This window comes from Cupriavidus alkaliphilus, assembly GCF_900094595.1.
In the GTDB taxonomy this organism is placed as follows: Bacteria; Pseudomonadota; Gammaproteobacteria; order Burkholderiales; family Burkholderiaceae; genus Cupriavidus; species Cupriavidus alkaliphilus.
In genome coordinates, this window is record NZ_FMAD01000011.1 from 215,500 (window position 1) to 234,234 (window position 18,735).

Annotated in this window: 8 protein-coding genes; 6 read left to right on the forward strand and 2 right to left on the reverse strand. The window is 70.4% G+C overall.

The features are described from left to right. Complete coding sequence (gene sctT / locus GA0116996_RS22225) at positions 1 to 807, forward strand: type III secretion system export apparatus subunit SctT (protein WP_092315911.1); 807 nt, start codon at positions 1 to 3, stop codon at positions 805 to 807. A gap of 25 nt (positions 808 to 832) precedes the next feature. Beyond that, positions 833 to 1,867: an EscU/YscU/HrcU family type III secretion system export apparatus switch protein gene (locus GA0116996_RS22230; protein ID WP_092315913.1), complete on the forward strand. Its 1,035-nt coding sequence runs from the start codon at positions 833 to 835 to the stop codon at positions 1,865 to 1,867. A gap of 217 nt (positions 1,868 to 2,084) precedes the next feature. Here the strand turns inward: GA0116996_RS22230 and GA0116996_RS22235 are convergent, their stop codons facing one another. Continuing rightward, positions 2,085 to 3,071, reverse strand: a complete 987-nt coding sequence (locus GA0116996_RS22235) for a helix-turn-helix transcriptional regulator (protein WP_092315915.1) — start codon at positions 3,069 to 3,071, stop codon at positions 2,085 to 2,087. A 326-nt stretch (positions 3,072 to 3,397) separates the two neighbouring features. Further along, positions 3,398 to 4,711, reverse strand: a complete 1,314-nt coding sequence (locus GA0116996_RS22240) for an MFS transporter (protein ID WP_092315917.1) — start codon at positions 4,709 to 4,711, stop codon at positions 3,398 to 3,400. A 513-nt stretch (positions 4,712 to 5,224) separates the two neighbouring features. Between GA0116996_RS22240 and GA0116996_RS22245 the strand changes: the two genes are divergently transcribed. The 4 genes from GA0116996_RS22245 to GA0116996_RS22260 all read left to right on the forward strand — a co-directional run bounded on the left by GA0116996_RS22245 (position 5,225) and on the right by GA0116996_RS22260 (position 18,735). Continuing rightward, entirely contained in the window at positions 5,225 to 5,830 is a 606-nt protein-coding gene (locus tag GA0116996_RS22245) for an SRPBCC family protein (RefSeq protein WP_092315919.1), read from the forward strand. Between the two features lie 151 nt (positions 5,831 to 5,981). Continuing rightward, a complete protein-coding gene (locus GA0116996_RS22250) occupies positions 5,982 to 6,932 on the forward strand; it encodes a LysR family transcriptional regulator (RefSeq protein ID WP_092315921.1) in 951 nt (316 codons plus the stop codon). A 119-nt stretch (positions 6,933 to 7,051) separates the two neighbouring features. After that, on the forward strand, positions 7,052 to 7,855 hold the full coding sequence (locus GA0116996_RS22255; protein ID WP_092315923.1) for a putative hydro-lyase: 804 nt from the start codon (positions 7,052 to 7,054) through the stop codon (positions 7,853 to 7,855). A 182-nt stretch (positions 7,856 to 8,037) separates the two neighbouring features. Then, the gene (locus GA0116996_RS22260) at positions 8,038 to 18,735 is read left to right on the forward strand and encodes an LWXIA domain-containing protein (protein WP_092315925.1); all 10,698 of its coding nucleotides are present in this window, start codon (positions 8,038 to 8,040) and stop codon (positions 18,733 to 18,735) included.

Sequence of the window (18,735 nt, forward strand, 5' to 3'; positions counted from 1 at the left end):
ATGCAGGGCGAACTGCTCGATCCCGCCTTGCTGTTCCAGTGGGGACGCGAGGTCATCATGCCGATCGTGATGGTGATGCCGCGCCTGCTGACGGCGTTTACGGTGCTGCCGTTCCTGTCGCAGCAGGCCATTCCCGGGGTGGCGCGCAACGGCATCGTGCTGGCGATCGCGCTGTTCGTGTCGCCGGGCGCGCGCATCGACCTGGACGCGGTCGCCGGCGGCCTGTGGCTGGTGCTGATCTTCAAGGAGGCCTTTATCGGGCTGCTGCTGGGGATGGCGTTCGGGCTGTTCTTCGTCGCGCTGCAGATGATCGGCGAGCTGATCGACTTCCAGACCGGCTCGGGCAATGCCACTTTCTTCGACCCGGTGACGCAGCAGGAGGACGGACCCATGGAGAACCTGCTGTCGCACTTCGGCATCGCGCTGTTTGCGGCGTTCGGCGGCTTTATCGCCATGACCGGCGTGATCGTGGAGTCGTTCGCGTTCTGGCCGGTGATGTCGTTCGGGCCGGAGATGTCGCTGGCGTCGATGGGCTTTGCCAACCTCTACGCCGGCACGCTGTTTTCGTGGGTGGTCAAGCTGGCCGCGCCAATCCTGCTGCTGCTGGTGATCGTCGAGCTGGGCTTTGCGCTGATCGCGCGCTTCGTGCCGCAGTTCGACGTGTTCCAGTTCGCGCAGCCGGTCAAGATCTCGGTGGCCTTCCTGATGCTGGTGCTGATGCTGGCGGTGATGGTCGATACGCTGCAGGGCTTCCTGCGCCCGGACAATATCCTGATCGAGATGCTGCGCCGGGGCGCGCCATCCTAGCAGCGACGCGGCAGATCGACCCCAGATGAGCGACAGCGAAAAGAACCTCGAGGCGACCCGCCGCAAGCTGGACGAGGCGCGCAAGCGCGGCGAAGTGCCGCGCAGCAGCGACGTCACCTCGGCGGTGGTGTTTCTCGGCGTGCTGGCGGGGCTGTGGCTGCTGGGCCGCTATTTCGTGCGGCTGTTCCAGGCCCTGTGGCACAGCGCCATGGGCAGCGTGCCGCAGCACCTGGCCGACCAGCAGATGCTGGTGCTGGGCGAGGCCGCGGCGCGCTTCCTGCTGATGGGCGTGCTGCCGATCGTCGGCCTGGCGCTGGTGTGCGGCATCGTCGGCGCGTTCCTCCAGGTGGGGCCGCTGGTGGCGTTCGAGCAGATCAAGCCAGACCTGGCGCGGCTGAACCCGGCCGAGGGCCTGAAGCGCATGTTCGCCGTGCGCAACCTGGTGAACCTGGCCAAGATCCTGGTCAAGATCCTGCTTCTGGCGGGGCTGGTCTACGTGCTGGCGCTGGGCGCGATCGAGGACGGCGTGCGCACCGGCTACGCGCGCCCGGCGGAAATCCTGCTGCTGGTCGCCTACATCATCCTGCGCATGTGCTGCTGGGCCGCGGTGATCTACCTGGTGATGGCCGTGGTGGACTACGTGCACGAGCGCCACCAGTTCATGAAGCGCCAGCGCATGAGCGTGGACGAGTACCGCCGCGAGTACAAGGAGACCCAGGGCGATCCGATCATGGCCGGGCGCCGCCGTGCCGCGTTCTTCGAGGCCGCGTTCTTCGGCGTCAGCGAGCGGGTGCGGGTGTCGACCGCGGTGGTGTATTCCACCCAGTACGCGGTGGCGCTGCGCTACGACGGCCCCGGCACGCTGCCGCGCGTGGTGGCCAAGGGCAGCGGCCAGGTGGCGGCGCGCATCCGCCAGGCCGCGGCGGACTACCTGGTGCCGTCGGCCTTTGATTCGGACCTGGCGCAGCGCCTGTACCTGAACGTGCCGCTGGACCGGTATATCGATCGGACGTTGTTCGAGCGTGTGGCGGAGCTGATGCGGTGGGCGAAGGGGGAGTGAGACTGGGTGGGGGACACTGCCCGCTGCAGGTTTTCTCCCCTCTCCCGCTTGCGGGAGAGGGGCGGGGGTGAGGGCGGGCGACGGCAATATCGACGGGCTTCACTTCATCGACATGCTGGCCCTCATCCCAACCCTCTCCCGCAAGCGGGAGAGGGCGTACACAGTCGGTCGAGCCAACGCCAACGCCAACGCCAACGCCAACGCCAACGACAGTAAACTACGCCGCGATCACGCCTTCGGCATCCTTTTCCCTGTCCACCGACAAGGGCGCGCCCGGCGGCCGCAGCAGCGTTGCCGCGCTGGCCAGTTGCACCCGGTTGCGCACGCCGAAGTGGCTGCGCAGCCGGCGCATGTGGTAGTCGACGTTGAAGATCGACATGTCCATGCGCCGCGCGATCTCCTTGTCCGACAGCCCCTGCGCCAGGCAGGCAAGGATATCGCGCTGCACGTCCGACAGGCCTTCGCGATGGCGGCCGGCAAATGCGGGGATTTCGACGTGGCAGGTCAGGAACTCGTGCAGCGCCAGCCCCGTTGCCAGGGCCTGGCCCACCACGGAGTCGCCGATCCAGCGCCGGCTCTCGATGCCTGACATAAAGCTGATCAGCACGAACTCGCTGTTGCCCGGCATCGGCAGGTTGAGGAAGATGCCGCTGCGCACGCCGGCGTCGCGCAGGTCTTCCAGGAAGCGGCGCCGGCGCAGCGGGGGCACGTTGCCCAGCGGCGTCTGCGCCAGGTCGTCGGCATCCCACACGGTGGGCAGGCAGAAGGTGCCGGGTTGCGGGGTGCGCGGATCGATCTCGTAGTAGCGCTCGCGGAAATAGCGCTCGCGCCAGCCCGGCGGGGAATAGCTTTCAAAGAAGGTGCGTGGCTGCAGCTGCCCGCCGACATGGGCGGCGGTGGCGTAGCCCAGCCAGTCGAAGCCGATGGCGCGGATGGCGGACTGCATCACGGCGCTGCGGCCTTCGTGGGTCGGCTCGGCCTGCAGCGCTGTCACTAGGCCGGGGGTGGCGCCGTGGCGCACGCGCTGCCTGACCGGCACCAGGTGGCGCTCGCCGAATACCTTGATGCCGTTGTTGGCCACCAGTGCCGGGACGGTGCCAGGCGCGGTGGCCGGGCGGGCCGTGGGGCGTGCGGTGGTTGCTGCGGTGCCATGCCCGGACGCCCCCGCGTCACGGTACGGCACGACTTCCACATCTTTGATCATGTAGGCCTCCGACAACGAGTCTTGGCGTGCGACCACGGCCTTGTGAGCCGGTCCACGCGCGCAAATGGGGCTGGCCTGCGCGGCGGCACTGCGGGGCGCGGCGCGTCATGCCGGTCGTGGCGGTCCGCCGGATGCTGCACGGAGCCTGGCCATCGCCAGCGCGTATCGCGGCTGCGCTGCATTGCCGTCGAGCTGGCAAGCCCGACATACTGCTGACCCGATTCCCGTCGGAACAAAACTGGGCAGGCCCCGCGTGGGGCTGCCGTGATTTTTATTGTGGTGTACGCGAGCCGCGGCGCCGGGCCGCGGCGGTGTCATTTTGCGCCCTACGCTTCCAGTGCCTTGCCGCGTGTTTCCGGCAACGTCAGCGCGGCCAGGATCAGCACGCCATACGCGGCCGCGGCGAAGATGCCGATGGCGTGGCCCAGCGACATCTGCTGGCTGACATGGCCGATCAGGAACGGGAAGAACGCGCCGATGGCACGGCCCACGTTGTAGCAGAAGCCCTGGCCCGAGCCGCGCACGCTGGTCGGGAACAGTTCGGTCAGGAACGCGCCCATGCCGGCGAAGATGCCCGAGGCAAAGAACCCCAGCGGAAAGCCCAGCAGCAGCATCACGGTGTCGTTGACGGGGATGTGCGTGTAGGCCAGCGCGATCGTCATCGAGCCCAGCGCGAACAGGATGAAGTTGCGCTTGCGGCCGATGCGGTCGGTCAGGTAGGCGCTGGTGACATAGCCGATATAGGAGCCGACGATCACCATCGCCAGGTAGCCGCCGGTGCCCAGCACGGTCAGGCCGCGCTCGGTCTTGAGGAAGGTCGGCAGCCACGTGGTGATGGCGTAGTAGCCGCCCTGCGCGCCGGTGGTCAGCAGCGCCGCGCGCAGCGTGATGCTGAGCAGGCGCGGCGAGAAGATCGCGGCGAACGAGGTCTTTTCGCTGACCTGCGCCTCGCGTGCCTTGTGCTCGGTATAGACCTCGGGCTCCTTGACCAGGCGGCGCAGCACGATCACGAACACCGCCGGCAGCAGCCCGATCAGGAACAGCACGCGCCATGCGGTCTCGGCGGGCAGCAGCGAGAACACCAGCGCATAGAGCAGCGCCGCCAGCCCCCAGCCCACGGCCCAGCCGGCCTGCACCATGCCCACGGCCTTGCCGCGGTCCTGCGCGCGGATGGCTTCGCCGATCAGCACCGCGCCGGCGGTCCATTCGCCGCCGAAGCCGAAGCCCATCAGCGCGCGCGCCACCAGCAGCTGTTCATAGTTCTGTGCCAGCCCGCACAGGAAGGTAAAGAAGGCAAACCACAGGATGGTCAGCTGCAACGTGCGCACCCGGCCGATGCGGTCGGACAGGATGCCGGCGACCCAGCCGCCCGCGGCGGAAGTCAGCAGCGTGGCGGTGCCGATAAAGCCCGCGTCGGCGCGGCTGATGCCCCAGGTGGCGATCAGCGTGGGGATGACGAAGCTCAGGAACTGCGTGTCCATGGCGTCGAGCGCATAGCCGACCTTGCAGCTCCAGAAGGTGCGGCGCTCATTGGCGGTGATGTCGCGGTACCAGGAGAAAAAGCCGCGCGACGGTGCTGCCTCGGCGTTGGCGGGCGATGATGGCTGGGGGCTCTGGATACTGCCAATCTGCGTTTCCATGCATTCCTCTCGTGCGATGTCTGGCTCGGCCGTGGCAGCGCGCGTGGTGCGCGGCGCTTGCCTTGTGGTCCCGGCATGCGTTGCCGGCTACCGCTGGCGCGTATCGATGGCGCGGCGGTGCGCGGTTGCAGCGCGTCCTGCGGTGCGCCCGCTGACTGCATTCTTGAAAGGCACGGCTGCCCGCGTCCAACTAGTTTTTCGGGCGGCGGCCGATAAGAAAAATTGATTCCTGTGCTGAAAGCCCGTAAATGCGCGGCTGGCGCCGTTCCGGCCCGTGGCGCCATCACCACGGGCCGCGGGTTTTCCCCGATGCCCCGGCGGCGCGCGCGGGCCCGGACCCGCGAGGGCATAAGCATACGGCGCGCCAGCGCATGCGGGTTGGCCGCGACCCTACGGAAACCCGTAGGCCAGGGCCGCAGGCGCGGCCGCTACGAGCCTTCGGTAATGGCACGCGCCGCCGCGCTCGGCTAGGCTTGCACCCATTGCCCCGAACGCGCGCGTGCCGCCTTGCCTATGTCGACTCTTGCCAGACTGACCCTGTCCACGCTCCGGCTCGCCGTGCCCGCGCTGCTGCTGGCGTGGCAGGCGCCGGCGCACGCGCAGCTGATCCCCGTGGAGCGCTCGGTCGAGGTGCTGGCCGATCCGGCGCGCGTCTGGCAGCTGGCCGGCGGCTACTGCGCGGTGCCGGAGTGGGACACCGTCTACAAGGACTGCCGCGTGGTGCTGGGCAGTGGCAGCCCGGGCACGGTACGCCGCATGGTCCACAAGGCCGGCGGCCTGCCGGCGGTCGACGTGCTGACCGACAAGGGGCCGTACTCCTACAGCTACCGCAAGCTCTCCAGCCTTACGCGTGGTCGGCTGCAGGCCGCGCCGGGGCAGGGCGTGGGCACCACGCGCGTGACCTGGCAGATGTGGCTGGATCCGTCGGCCGTGCCCGACGGCGCGCGCGCGGAGTATCCGGCGGCGCTGGGCGACGACATGCTGGCCGCGCTGCAGCGCATGAAGGCGCAGGCGGAAGCGGCGCAGCATGAGGCCGAGGAGGACGCCGCGCGCGGCCCTGCACTGATCCCGCCGCGCCAGCCGCCGACGCCGTCGCAGCCGTCGCCGCTGGGGGCGTGAGCGCGGCGCGCCGGCCATGCTGCGCGGCAGCATGGCACGCTACCGAGCGCCGCTGTCAAACGCTTGTTTGCCACCGTGTCATCGCGTAGATTCGGTGGCTCGGCGCCTGTCCTGATGCGCCGCCGCAGCGACCGTCCCCTACCCATCGCCCATGAACCTGCGCTTTCTCGAAACCTTTGTCTGGGTGGCCCGCCTGCGCAGCTTCCGGCTGACCGCGGAGAAGCTGTTCAGCACGCAGGCCTCGATCTCCAGCCGCATCGCCGTGCTGGAGGAGGACCTGGGGGTCAAGCTGTTCCTGCGCGATTCGCGCGGTGTCACGCTGACGCCGGAGGGCCAGCGCGTGCTGGAGTATGCCGAGAAGATGGTAAACACCATGCACCATATGCGGCAGTCGCTGGACCGTTCGCGCGCCATTGCAGGGCGGGTGCGCATCGGCGCGATGGACTCCGTCATCCATACCTGGCTCTCCACCGTGGTCAAGCGCGCGATGCAGGCCTACCCGGCGCTGGAGATCGAGCTGACCGCCGATGCCGCGCTGAACCTGTGCGACCAGCTGCAGAAGGGCTATCTCGACGTGATCTTCCAGACCGACCTGCTGCGGCTGGAAACGGTGCGCAATGTCGAACTGGCGCGCTACCCGATCCGCTGGATCGTCGCCACCGGTTCCGCCTGTGACCGGCCCTATGCCTCGCTCGATGAACTGGCCGCCGAGCGCGTCATCACCTTCGTCAAGAACTCGCGCCCGCACCAGGACATCCTGAGCCTGTTCCACCTGAACGGCGTGGCCTCGCCGCGCATCAACTGCGTGAACTCGGTGGCGGCGATGACGCGGCTGATCGGCGACGGCTTCGGCATCGGCGCGGTGCCGCCGGCACTGGTGCGCAAGGAACTGGCCGAGGGCACGCTGTCGGTGGTCGACGTGGAGAACCATCCGCCCGCGCTCGATATCGTCGCCTCGTGGCGCATCGGCGCGGGACTGGAGGTCAACGAGTCGATCGTGGGGCTGGCCACCGGTGTGGTGGCGGAGTTCTGCGCCGAGGTCGGCGAGGACATGGCGGTGCCGGTGCAGGCGCCCGCCGCGGCGCCCCACGCGGGCTCGTAGTCATCGGATTCCTTTATCGCGCTCGATCCGAAAGATTTGTTGGACGCCAGCGCCGGCGCGCGCCCAGAATCGGCAGGCCAACCCGACTTTGCGCGCCGCCCGGCGCCCGCCTGCCGACCATGAACCAGCCGCTCCAGCACGCCGCCTCGCTCCTGCCCGAAGACCCCGCCGCACTGCGCCAGCTGATCCGCGCGGGCCGCTACCGCGGCCACACCAGCGGCCTGGCGCGCGGCCACGTGCAGGCCAATATCGTGATCCTGACGCGCGACTGGGCCTATGACTTCCTGCAGTTCTGCGCGCTCAACCGCAAGGCCTGCCCGCTGATCGACGTGACCGACCCGGGTGACCCGGTGTTCCGCAACCTCGGGCGCGACGTCGACATCCGCACCGACGTGCCGATGTACCGGGTCTACCGCGACGGCAATGCCTACCACGAGACCACCGGCATCACCGAGTTGTGGCGCGATGACTTCGTCGCCTTTGCCATCGGCTGCTCGTTCTCGTTCGAGCAGGCGCTGCTGGCGGCCAATGTGCCGCTCAAGCACATCAACCTGGGCCGCAACGTCGCCATGTACCGCACCGCGATCGAGACCCGCCCGGCGGGCCGGCTGTCGGGCAAGCTGGTGGTGTCGATGCGCCCGCTCAGGGCCGCCGACGCGATCCTGGCCACCGAGATCACCGCGCGCTATCCCGACGTGCACGGCGCGCCCGTGCATATCGGCGACCCGCGACTGATCGGCATCGAGGATATCGAGTCGCCCGACTACGGCGACGCGGTGCCGCTCGACGCCGATGAAATCCCGGTGTTCTGGGCCTGCGGCGTCACGCCGCAGGCCGTGATCCGCGAGGCGCGGCCCGAGATCTGCATCACCCACGCGCCGGGCTGCATGCTGGTGACCGACCTCGACAACAACCGGCTGTAGTTTGCCGGCAACTCCACCGGCAGCCGCGGGCCTACGAATTCCCATAGTTGGCCTGCGCCGCCGACGCGCGCAGAATCGGCGCGCATGATGCCCGCGGCCTGCCCGTGACCCGGCCGCGTGCCAGGGCATCGGCAACCGTCTGACCTGCCGGCAGGCGCCGGCGTCGCCAGGAGACTTGCGTCATGCTGGATTTCATGGATGCCATCCGGGCTGCCGCGCGCGCGGCCGCCGAGGCCGCGGCCCGCGCCGCCGCCGAAGCCGCGCGCGAGGCCGCCGAACGGGCCGCCCGCGAAGCCGCCGAGCGTGCCCAGCGCGCGGCCGAGGCGCGCGAGACCCAGCGCCAGCAGGACGCCCAGAACACCCAGCAGGCGCAACAGTCGCAGCAAACCCAGCAGACGCAGCAAGACCCGCAGGCGAAACCCGCCGACCAGCCGGACAAGCCGCAGGCGCTCGCGGTGACGCCGGCGCTTTACACCACCAGCACCACGGGTGTGCAGGCACCCCGCGCGATGCAGGTCGATGCGCCGGCGCCCGAGAAGCCCAGGACCGATCCCGCCGAGGAAGCCCGCAAGAAGAAGGAAAGCGATGCCAGGGCACTGACCGATGGCTGGCAGCAGGAAGCGCAGGACGCCTATGACAAGGTCGTGGCCGACCTCGACGGCCGCGCCATGACCGACAAGCAGTGGCAGCCGCTGGGCCTGAAGTATGGCAACGTGATGGGCGGCGCGCAGAACGAGCTGCGCGTGGCCGCCAACAACGCCGCGGCCACCGGCGGAGATGTCAAGGCCGCGGTCGAGGCCAAGGCCGAGGAGATCCGCAAGCGCTATGACGATCCCAATGTCGCGCTGAACATCGACGAGACCAAGACGCAATTCCTGAAAAACGAGAGCACCCAGGAGGCGCGCAACACCCAGGGCGCGCGCTTCAACGTGGTGCTGGCGCAGGAAAAAGAGCAGCAGGCCGCCGCCAGGGTCGACGAGGAACAGGCCGCCTACCTGAAGATTCCCGGCGGCATCCGGCGCTTCGAGCTCGAGGCCGACGATGAACTGGTGGCCGCGCGCGACGCTCATCAGCAAGCACAGCAGGAACGGGTAAAGGCCGAGGAGGCCTTCCTCGCCGCCATGCAGAAAGAGATCGACACGGTCGCGGCGAACGCCTACCAGCAGGACGCCAATCAGGCCCTGAAGGACCTGCGCAACGATCCGCACGACCGCACCATCTCGATGGCGGACCGCTCGTACGACCTGACCCTGGCCAACGGCAAGGTCAGCGACGCCGACGCGCAGCTGCAGGCGCTGGCGTCTGGAAAGGGCGTCAAGGTGCCGGACAGCTATCGCCAGCAGGCGGTGCAGGACCTGAAGGCGCGCTACGGCACCGAAGGCGGCATGGGCCAGCTGATCGACCGGGTCGACCTGCGCGGACGCATCGCCGGGGAGATGGAGCACCTGACGCCGTCCACCGACTTCGAGCGCAAGCTGGCGCAGAACGACCCCACCACGCTGGCGATGGCGCAGGCGCAGGGGCTGACGCTGGATCCCGAGGCCAAGACCGATCCCAACTCCACCACGCCGCGCGACCTGCCGCAGGCCGAGCGCGCGCTGATGGAACACAACCCGGCCGGCTACGTCATGTACAAGGCGCTGGGCGCGGACAGCCTGGTTCCGGCCCCCGACCTGCCGGCGACCGATCCGGCCCGGATCGCCTACGACAAGGGCGTCGCCGAGAAAGGCCTGCTCGGCTACACCGTCGAGCAGCTCAAGGTGCGCAGCGAAGACCCCAAGCTCAGCCAGGCCGAGCGCGACCAGGCCGCCAGCGGCCTGAACCGGATGCTCGGCTTCATGGAGGGCTCGGTGCCGCTGCGGGTGGACGCCATGACCCGCGGCATCGACCAGAAGCTGGACAGCGGCGACGTCACCGGCGCGCTGCAGATCCGCAAGGCCGGCGCGGATGCCGCGCAGACGCCCGAGGAACGCCAGCTTTACGTCGACGTGCACAACGATCGCTTCAGCGGCGACCTGTTCAAGGCGCAGATCGAAGCGTCGATGGACAAGGACCTGAAGAACAAGACCCACGATGACGAGGGCCGGCCCATCATCGGCCAGGAAAAGATGTACGCCGACAAGGTGGGCGTGTACCTGCAGGAAGTGGCGCCGCACCTGATCGAGGAAGACGCCGGCACGCTGCTCGATACGGTGAAGACCGAGTACAGCAACGACTGGACCGGGCGCAACAACAGCCAGTCGCCCGGATACAACGACTGGGACGACTTCTACCATGGCCTGTCGGCGGTGGTCGATGCGGCCGATGCCGGGTATTACGCGCGCAACCCGCAAGCGAAGCCCGGCACGGCCCCGGCCGCGACCGGCACGGCCAGCTGGCTGACCGACCACGACAACGAGGTCAGCATGCTGATGATGATGAACCAGGGCGGCTCGTCGCGCCAGGGACGCATCTACGGCGGCGCCCAGGACGCGGCCGCCAAGGGCCACATCGGGCTGTCGGCGGCGTTCGAGCAGTCGCTGAAGTCGAGCAAGGACGCGCCGGTGATGTCCGACGTTTACCTGCGCAACGCGGTGCAGCGCGGCAGCGAGGACTACGCCGGCACCGATGAGGCGAAGGAAGCCAACCAGCGCTTCGAGCTCGACAAGGACGAGATCCTGCGCCAGACCTTCGACAGCCTGGCGATGCGCAAGGAAGAACTCAGCGCGAAGGCCTCGGACGAGAAGGGGCTGTCCGAGGCCATCGCCCTGGGCGCGCCGCAGGGCGACGCCAACGCGATCCGCGAACAGATCGCCGCCGACGCCAAGGCCGGCACCACGGTCAAGGCGATCCCGATGTACGTGGCCGGTCCCGGCGGGGTGCCGTACCAGACCGCGGTGTTCGAGTTCGAGGGCAAGGACGGCAAGACCTTGTGGGTGGACGACCAGGGCGCCGTCTACGGCAAGGAAGAGCTGGACGCGAAGCGCGATTTCCAGGAGAACAACCTGCTCTCCGACAAGGGCACGGTGTACTTTGCCGAGAACCTGGACCTGGGCCGCGACGGCCACGTCGACTACACCGCGATGGACGCCCATATCGTCACCACCAGCGAGAAGGTATGGGGCTGGGTCAACCTCGGCGTGGCCGCGGTGGGCGCGGTCGCGGGCGGGGTGCTGGCGGTGGCCTCGGGCGGCACGCTGACGCCGCTGGTGGCCGCGGCGTGGGTCGGCATGGTGGGCAGCATGGGTTACGGCGTCGGTACCTCGTGGGCCGCGCTGGACAATATTTCGGACCATGGCCGCTCGGTCAATCCCTTCGCCAGCCAGGAAGCGATGGCGCAGTGGCTCAACGTGGCCGGCTCGCTGGCGGGCATGGGCGGCATGGGCCTGGCCAAGACCGGCGCGCTGGCGATGAACGCCGGCACCCGGCTGGCCGGCAGCACCAACCCGCTGCGCCAGATGGCGGGCGGCATGCTGAGCCACAGCGCCGGCCACTACGGCACCGCCAGCCGCGTGCTCAACGGCGTGGGCTTCGGCATCGGCGGCGTGCAGACCTTGCAGCAGGCCGCCATGTTCGCCGAGCACGGCAGCGAGATGAGCGTGTCCGAGAAGCTGCAGAACGGCGCCATGCTGCTGATGGGCGCCACGCAGATGCTGCCGATGGCGCTGCAGAAGCGCATCGGCGAGTCGGTGCGCGACGGCTACCAGGCCATGCGCGGGCGCACCGGCGCGGGCGACCTGGCCGGCAGCAACGGTCCGGGCCGCGGCCTGGGTCCGGAAGCGCTGGGCGCGTTCCGCGACGGCGATGGCACGCCCGTGCCTTCCGCCACGCGGCCCACCACGCGCCGCGGCGTGCCTGGCCGCGATGCCGACGCACAGCCACCCGCGCGCACCGATGCCGACGGTCAATCCGGCCGCTCCGGCAAGCAGGCCGACGGCGAACCAACCCCGGGCGCGGCCCGGCCCGCGACCCCGGAGCGCGCCAGCGGCAACCGCCCGGCGCCCGACGGCGGCGCCACCCCGGCGCGCGACCTGCGCACGCCGCAGCGGCTCACGCCCTGGCAATCGGCCAGGCTCAGCACCGCCGCGGCCTTCGACATGGCGGTCACGCGCGGCGCGATCCTGCAGGAACGGGTGATCCACGGCATGATGGACCGCGCCATGAGCCGGGCCATGGCGCGCTATATGACCGAGTCCGCCGCGCGCAACCCTTCGGGCGAGCGCAGCGGCAGCGGCCGCGCCGACGCGCCCGTGCCGGCCTCGCGCCGCCGCACCGCCACCGGCACGCCGGCGCTGGCGCGCGCGCCGCGCCACCCGTCGGGCGACGGCGAGGGCGGCGTGCAGCGCCGCACGGTGAGCCACGGCCCCGCGGTGGTGGCGCATGCCGATGGGCCCGAAGCGCCCGCGCGCATGTCGCTGCGGCAGAACGCGATCTCGCCGCTGGACAATGTGCTGTGGATCGACGGCAGCATGGAAAACATCGGCGTGCCCTATGGCGCCGAGATGGCCGCGCGCGCGCTGGCGGACCTGGACTCGGTGATGATCGTCACCGGCCCGCTGACCGCCCATGGCCGCGCCGAGACCAACGGCCCGGTCGGGGCGGCCTCGCTCGGCGCCTACCTGGCCTCGCTGGGCAAGGACGTGGTCTATGTCACCGACCGCGCCCATGCGCGCACGCTGCGCCAGATGCTGCGCCAGGACCTGAACCAGCCCAATGCGCGCGTCGAGACCTTCTCGGCCAGGGACTTTGCCAGCGCCGGGCGCCAGTCGCGCGCGCTGCTGGCGATGCACAAGCCGCAGGCGGTGGTGGCGGTGGAAGTGGCCGGGCGCAACACCAACAACGAATACCGGCTCCAGAACGGCGAGCGGGTGCGCGGCAATGCCATGCTCGACCAGTTGCTGATCGACGCCAACGACATGGCCGACATGGTCACCATTGCCGTGGGCGACCACGGCAACGAGGCCGGCATGCGCGCCGCGCGCGACCGTCTGCTGCGCGACATGGCGGTGACCGAGCAACTGGCCGACAGCTGGTCCGACGTCGGCGCCGACCACCTGGTGACGGGCATGAACTCCAACCTGGCGGCGCAGGCGATCGGCTTCGGCCTGCAGCGCGCGCTGGGCCGCGACAGCGGCATGCCCGGCGTGGAAACCGTGGGCGCGCTGCTCGACACCATGGCGCGCCACAAGGCGCGCGACGGCGTCACGCTGGAAGTCGGCGCCACCAGCGTGCGCGGCTACGACAAGACCGTGCAGAAAGGCGTCTACGAACTGCTGCAGAAGGCGGCCGAGCGCCTGCCCGCGGGCCTCGACATGGCGCAGCTGTTCGAGGGCATCCAGCGGCGCTTCCTGCCCGAAGGGATCGACCCGGCCGACTTCGGCATCCGCGTGCAGGACGATGCGATCGTCATCACCGCCTTCGATTCCAGCAACGGCGGCCTGCTGGCCGCGCAGAACATCGCGCGCCACACCTATGCCATGACCGGCAAGGCGGTGCAGGTGGTGGCCTTTACCGACCATGCCGCCGGCACCTACGGCGGGCGCGAGCGCGGCGACCTGGTGAACCTGGTCCACGCCGGCGTGGTCGCGGCGCAAAAGGCCAAGGGCGCGGTCGACCTGTTTGCCTGCAACACCGCCTGCACCGCGTTCCCGGAGGCGCTGGCCGGCACCCACCAGGCCAAGGTGGTCAACCTGATCATGCAGACCGCGCCCAAGATCGTTACCGAGGGCGGCGCGCGCCCGGTGGTGGTGGCCACGCCCGGCACGGTGAAGCTGCATGCCTACCTGACAGCGGTGGCCGAAGCCAGCGGCGGCAGCGTCACGGTCAAGGAGATCGGCGCGACCGAGTGGGCCGATGCGGTCAACAACCTGATGCACCTGGCCGACGGCCCGCAGCTGGAGCAGCTCAAGGGGTTGGTGGCCAAGTACATCAACGCCGAACAGATCCCCGCCGACGCGACCTCGCTGTGGTTCTGCTGCACCCACTATCCCGCGCTGGAAACGCTGGTGCGCCAGCAGCTAGATGCCATCGGCCGCAGCGACGTCAGGCTGATCGACCCGATGCAGTACCAGGCGCGCAAGGGCGTGGAGATGCTGGTGGACCAGGGCCTGATCGACCGCGGCGCACTGCTGGAGCAGCCGCTGGACCCGTCGGCGGTGCCCGACGACAAGACCCTGCCGACCATCGTCTTCACCACCGGCCAGCCGTCGCGGGTGTCCGGCCTGGCGCACGCGATGGGACGGCGCCCCGATATCCGGGTCTTCAAGACCGCCTTCGGCGAGGCCGCCGACGTGTCGCCGGCGCTGGCGCTGGTCGACGGCGGACGCCACCTGTCTCCGGTCGACCGCATCAGCTTCAACTACATCGGCCGCGGCCTGCGCGAGTTCTACATGCCGGGCGGCGCCGAGCGCGCGGCGGCGTCGCTGGAAGACGCCAGCAACGTGATGCTGGTGACCGGCTTCTCGGTGGCCAAGGACATGCCGGAAACCGACGGGCCCCCGGGCACCGCGGAACTGGGCCGCGCGCTGCGGCTGCGCGGCAAGCAGGTGACCTATGTGGTGGATTCGGCCAACCGGCCGATCCTGGAAGGCATCCTGCGCGAAATGGGCGAGCCGCTGGACAATATCCGCGTGTTCGATGAACCGATCGACAGCGCCGCCGAACCGGCCCGTGCGCTGTTGCGCGAGGTCGGCCCCGACCGGGTGATGGCGATCGAGCTGCCGTCGCGCAGCGCGCGCGGCACCAAGCACAATATGCGCGGCATCGGCATCGACGACTTCAACCCGGCGCTGGACCAGATCGTGCTGGAAGCCAATGCCATCGACGGCATCGAGACCCTGGGCGTCGGCGACGGCGGCAACGAGGCCGGCATGGGCGGCGTCGGCGGGCTGATCCCGCGCGCGCTCGACGGCAGCGATATCGCCGCGGTGGTGCCGGTGGACCATGTGGTCACCGCCAGCGTGTCGAACTGGGGCGCGTACGCGGTCTCGGCGCTGCTGTTGCGCCGGGGCAATATGCCGGAACGCTTCCAGAGCCCCGAGGAACTGGGCCGCGTGCTGCAGGCCGCGGCCGATGCCGGCGCCGTCGACGGTGTCTCGCGCGAGCGGGTGGCAACGGTGGATGGCTTCTCGACCGAGGTGCACCAGGCGGTGATCACGTTGTACGGACGCGCCGCCGCCGGCGGCGAGCCGCGCGGGCCGGGTGCCGCGCGCGCACCGCTGCCGGGTGGGCCGGCGCCGGCGCGCACGCCGCTGGCCGACGCCGCCGAAGCGGTGGTCGCGCACGGCGGGCAGCTGCCGCGCAAAGCCACCTCCACCAGTCGCGCCGACGACGCCGGCAGCGAGCGGGCGGCCATGCCCGCGGGGCGGCCGGCGATCCGCGACGGCAGCTGGTCGGTGCGCGACGGCGCGCCTAGCCGCGCCGCGATCGAGGCCACGGTCGACGGCATCCATAGCTCCGGCGGGCGCCTGGCCGGCGTCCACTACGTGGTGACCCATGGCGATGGGCTGTCGGTGCCGCTGCGCGCGGGCCTGCCGGAAGCGTCGTTCCTGTCGCTGCAGCAGGCCATGCGCGACCTCGGCCCGGCGCTGCAGGCGGGCGGCAACTTCCGCATCGCCATGGTCTCGCAGCGCGAGGCGGCGCGGCACGGGGCGGTCGACGCGCGCAGCGTGATCGGCACCGTGCCGCTGTCGCTGCGCGGGCACAAGCCGCACGCGGAAGGCTTTGCGCTGAATCCGGATTACCACGGCGAGATCCGCGCCGCGCTGCCCGACGATTTCCGTGCGGGCCTGCCGCTGGTGCGCCAGCAGGACGGCCGCCGCATCGACGTGCTGGCCCAGCTGGAGCAGTTTCCGCGCGGGCGCGCGGACCTGGACCTGGCGCAGCAGGCCGGCCAGAAGACCTTTGGCGATGAGGCGGTGGCGGTGTCGGTGCCCCAGATTCCCGGGCATTTCACCGTGCGCGCCGAGGGCCTGTTCGGCGGCATCGCGATGCGCGCCGGCGGCCGCGACGACGGACCGCGGCCGTTGCTCGATGCGCCGGCGGTGATCGACCGCATCCGCGCGCATCCGGATTACCAGGAAGGCATGCCGGTGGTGCTGTACGGCTGCTACGGGCAGGACGGCGCGGTGTCGCTGGTGCAGCAACTGGCCACCGGGCTGAACGCGCGCGTCTACGGCGCCGACGGCCGGCTGGACGTGGACGCGTTCCGCGCGCCGGGCAGCGACCTGGCCTATGGCGCGCGCCTGCGCGTGGCCGCCGATCCCGCCACCATGGCCGCGTCAGGTGCGCCGGTGCATGTGCAGGACGGCGGCCGCTTCCACGGCGCGATGCCGGCGCTGCCGGTGGTGGCAGTCACCAGCGGCGGCAAGCCGGTGCGCTCGCATGGCGCGCGCGCCGCGGGCGATCCGGTGCCGGCCAGCTGGCGGCAGACGCCGGACCGCTGGGCCGAACTGGCGCTGGGCGAGCCGGCGGTGCGCGTCAACGCGCCCCGGGATCATCTGGTGGTGGTCGGCGCCGTGCGCCCCGAGGGCGGGCTGCGCGGCGAGGGAGGCGAGGGCATCGGCGCCCACGAACTCGCCTTCCAGCTGGCGCATGACTGGGAGCCCGGCCAGCCCATCGTGCTGGCGCTGGACGGCGCGCATGCGCCGCAGGGACGCATGCTGGCGCAGCAGGTGGCCGACGTGATGCGCACCGACGTGCTGGTGCCGGAGTTCGGCTTGCGCCGCGGCGCCTACGCGCAGGACCCGGCCAAGAGCCAGATCGACCTGGCGCAGCCCGGACGCTGGCGCCGCCTGTCGCCGCAGCCGGATCCCTACGCCGGCCACAGTTTCAAGATCGACCATCACGGCAACGTGTTCCTGCGACGGCCCGATGGCACCCGCGAACGGGTGCGGCTCGAGACCTACCTTGGCCCGCGGCTCGGCAGCGGCGGCGCCAAGACCGTGTTCGCGCTGGGCAAGGACCTGGCGGTCGGCATTGCCAACGAGGCCTGGCTGGGCGACATGGTCCACGGCGAGCGCGCCGCCATGGCCGAGGCCGCCGGCACGCACGGGCTCAATACCGTGCGTAGCTTCGGGCCGGAGTCGTTCGAGGCATTCGGGCGCCCGGCCATCGGCTATGAGCGCTACGCGGCCAGCACCAAGGACCTGTTCGACGGCGCCGGCCAGTTGCGGCCGCAGCATGCCGAGCTGCTCAACGACCGCTCGGCACGCGATATCGCCGCACTGGTCGACACCATGAAGACGCGCGGCCTGCACCTGGGCGACGTGGAGTTCGCGCTGTTCCCGGACGGCGCGGTCAAGGTCGCAGACCTGACCCATGTCGAGACCGGCTCGGATGCGTCGCAAGGGAGCGCGGTGTACCGCATGCTGGACCGGATGCAGCAGGCAGGGCGCGCCCGGCGTGACGACGTTACCCGGGGCGGCGAGGGCGGCGCGGGCGGGGTGGTGCGCGCCACCATCTCGCATGGCCCGGCCGGCAACGCACCGCCGCCCGGCAGCAATGGTCCGCGGCCGTGGAAGGTGCGCACCGCGCTGGCGGTATCGGCGGCCGGCACCTTCGCCGCCGCCTCCGGCGCCGCGGCGATCTCGGCCCAGACCGGTGCCAACCTGGTGCTGACCAGCGCCGGCTGCTTCATCTACCGCGGCAGCGTGGCGATGGGGCGCACCGTGCATGCCGGCAAGGTGATCCGGCGCGCCGGCACGCACACGCCCGCCGATATCGCCTGGCTGCGCCGCACGCTGACCGAAAAGCCCGGCACCGCGGTGTGGGGCATCAACGACAGCAACCAGCAGAAGTTTGCCAAAGCGCTGGACCAGCTCGATGCCTACGCCCACCACGCCGACAAGAAGGACCTGCCCGAGGCCGCCGACAAGATCCGCGAGGCGCAGGCGGTGATCGGCACCATCGGCGCCTCGCTGCTGACGCCCGATACGCGCGCCGGGCAGGTCAACGACGCGCTGCAGCTGACCACGCTGGCGATCAACAACGGCAACACCATGCTGTGGTTCGGCGAGCACGGCGTGACCCAGATCGGCGAGCCGCTGACCTACAGCAGCGCGGTGTTCCTGGCCGCCAATTCGGTGCTGAGCACGGTCAATTTCGCGGCCCGCGCGGGTTATCACACCGGGCTGGCCCAGCCGGCGCTGCTGGGCGCGCGGCTGCGCAAGTTCGTGATGAACGCGTATTCGGTCGGCGCGGTGCCGCTGGCCGCGGCCGACATGATGCATACCGGCGGCGTGGTCGGCGCGATCGAGGCGGGCAGCCTGGCGGTGTTCGGCATCGGCGCGCACCTGCAGTCGCGCAACGAGCAGAAGCTGATCAACGCCGAGAAAAACCGGCTGGCCAAGGCGGCCAATCCCGATGCCGTGGACAAGCCGGTCACGCCATGGCTGGCGCAGAAATGGGATTTCTTCGGCCGCGCCATGCCCAAGGGGCTGGTGCTGCTGGGCGGCGGCGTGATCGTCAACTTTGGCGCCAAGATCCTGGTGGAGCTGCTCAAGGACGAGGACAAGGGCGCGCCGCGGCCGACGCCGACCCCCGGCGGTGGCCCGTCGACCCCGCCGACGGCCGATCCCGGGGTACCCACGCCGCCGCAGCAGCCGCCGAAAGAACCACCCAGCCAGACCCCGAGGGAGCGCCCCGCATCCGGACCGGTACGGGTGCAGCCCTACAGCCCGGACAACGTCGCCAGTTCCACGCTATGGGGCATTGCCGGCGCGCATCTCGACACGCTGCTGTCCGACGGCCAGAAGGCCGAGGCGCAGGCGCGGGCGATGACGCCGGACCAGCAGGTGGCCAACTTCGCGCTGCGCGAACTGATCAACCTGAATCCGCGCTATCGGCTCGCCGACAACCCCGACCACCTGGAGCCTGGCTGGGAGCTGGACGTGACGCGATAG

Excerpts from the sequence above, each read along its gene's own strand:
- sctT (WP_092315911.1), top strand. The coding sequence starts at position 1 with ATGCAGGGCGAACTGCTCGATCCCGCCTTGCTGTTCCAGTGGGGACGC.
- GA0116996_RS22230 (WP_092315913.1), top strand. The coding sequence starts at position 833 with ATGAGCGACAGCGAAAAGAACCTCGAGGCGACCCGCCGCAAGCTGGAC.
- GA0116996_RS22235 (WP_092315915.1), bottom strand. The coding sequence starts at position 3,071 with ATGATCAAAGATGTGGAAGTCGTGCCGTACCGTGACGCGGGGGCGTCC.
- GA0116996_RS22240 (WP_092315917.1), bottom strand. The coding sequence starts at position 4,711 with ATGGAAACGCAGATTGGCAGTATCCAGAGCCCCCAGCCATCATCGCCC.
- GA0116996_RS22245 (WP_092315919.1), top strand. The coding sequence starts at position 5,225 with ATGTCGACTCTTGCCAGACTGACCCTGTCCACGCTCCGGCTCGCCGTG.
- GA0116996_RS22250 (WP_092315921.1), top strand. The coding sequence starts at position 5,982 with ATGAACCTGCGCTTTCTCGAAACCTTTGTCTGGGTGGCCCGCCTGCGC.
- GA0116996_RS22255 (WP_092315923.1), top strand. The coding sequence starts at position 7,052 with ATGAACCAGCCGCTCCAGCACGCCGCCTCGCTCCTGCCCGAAGACCCC.
- GA0116996_RS22260 (WP_092315925.1), top strand. The coding sequence starts at position 8,038 with ATGCTGGATTTCATGGATGCCATCCGGGCTGCCGCGCGCGCGGCCGCC.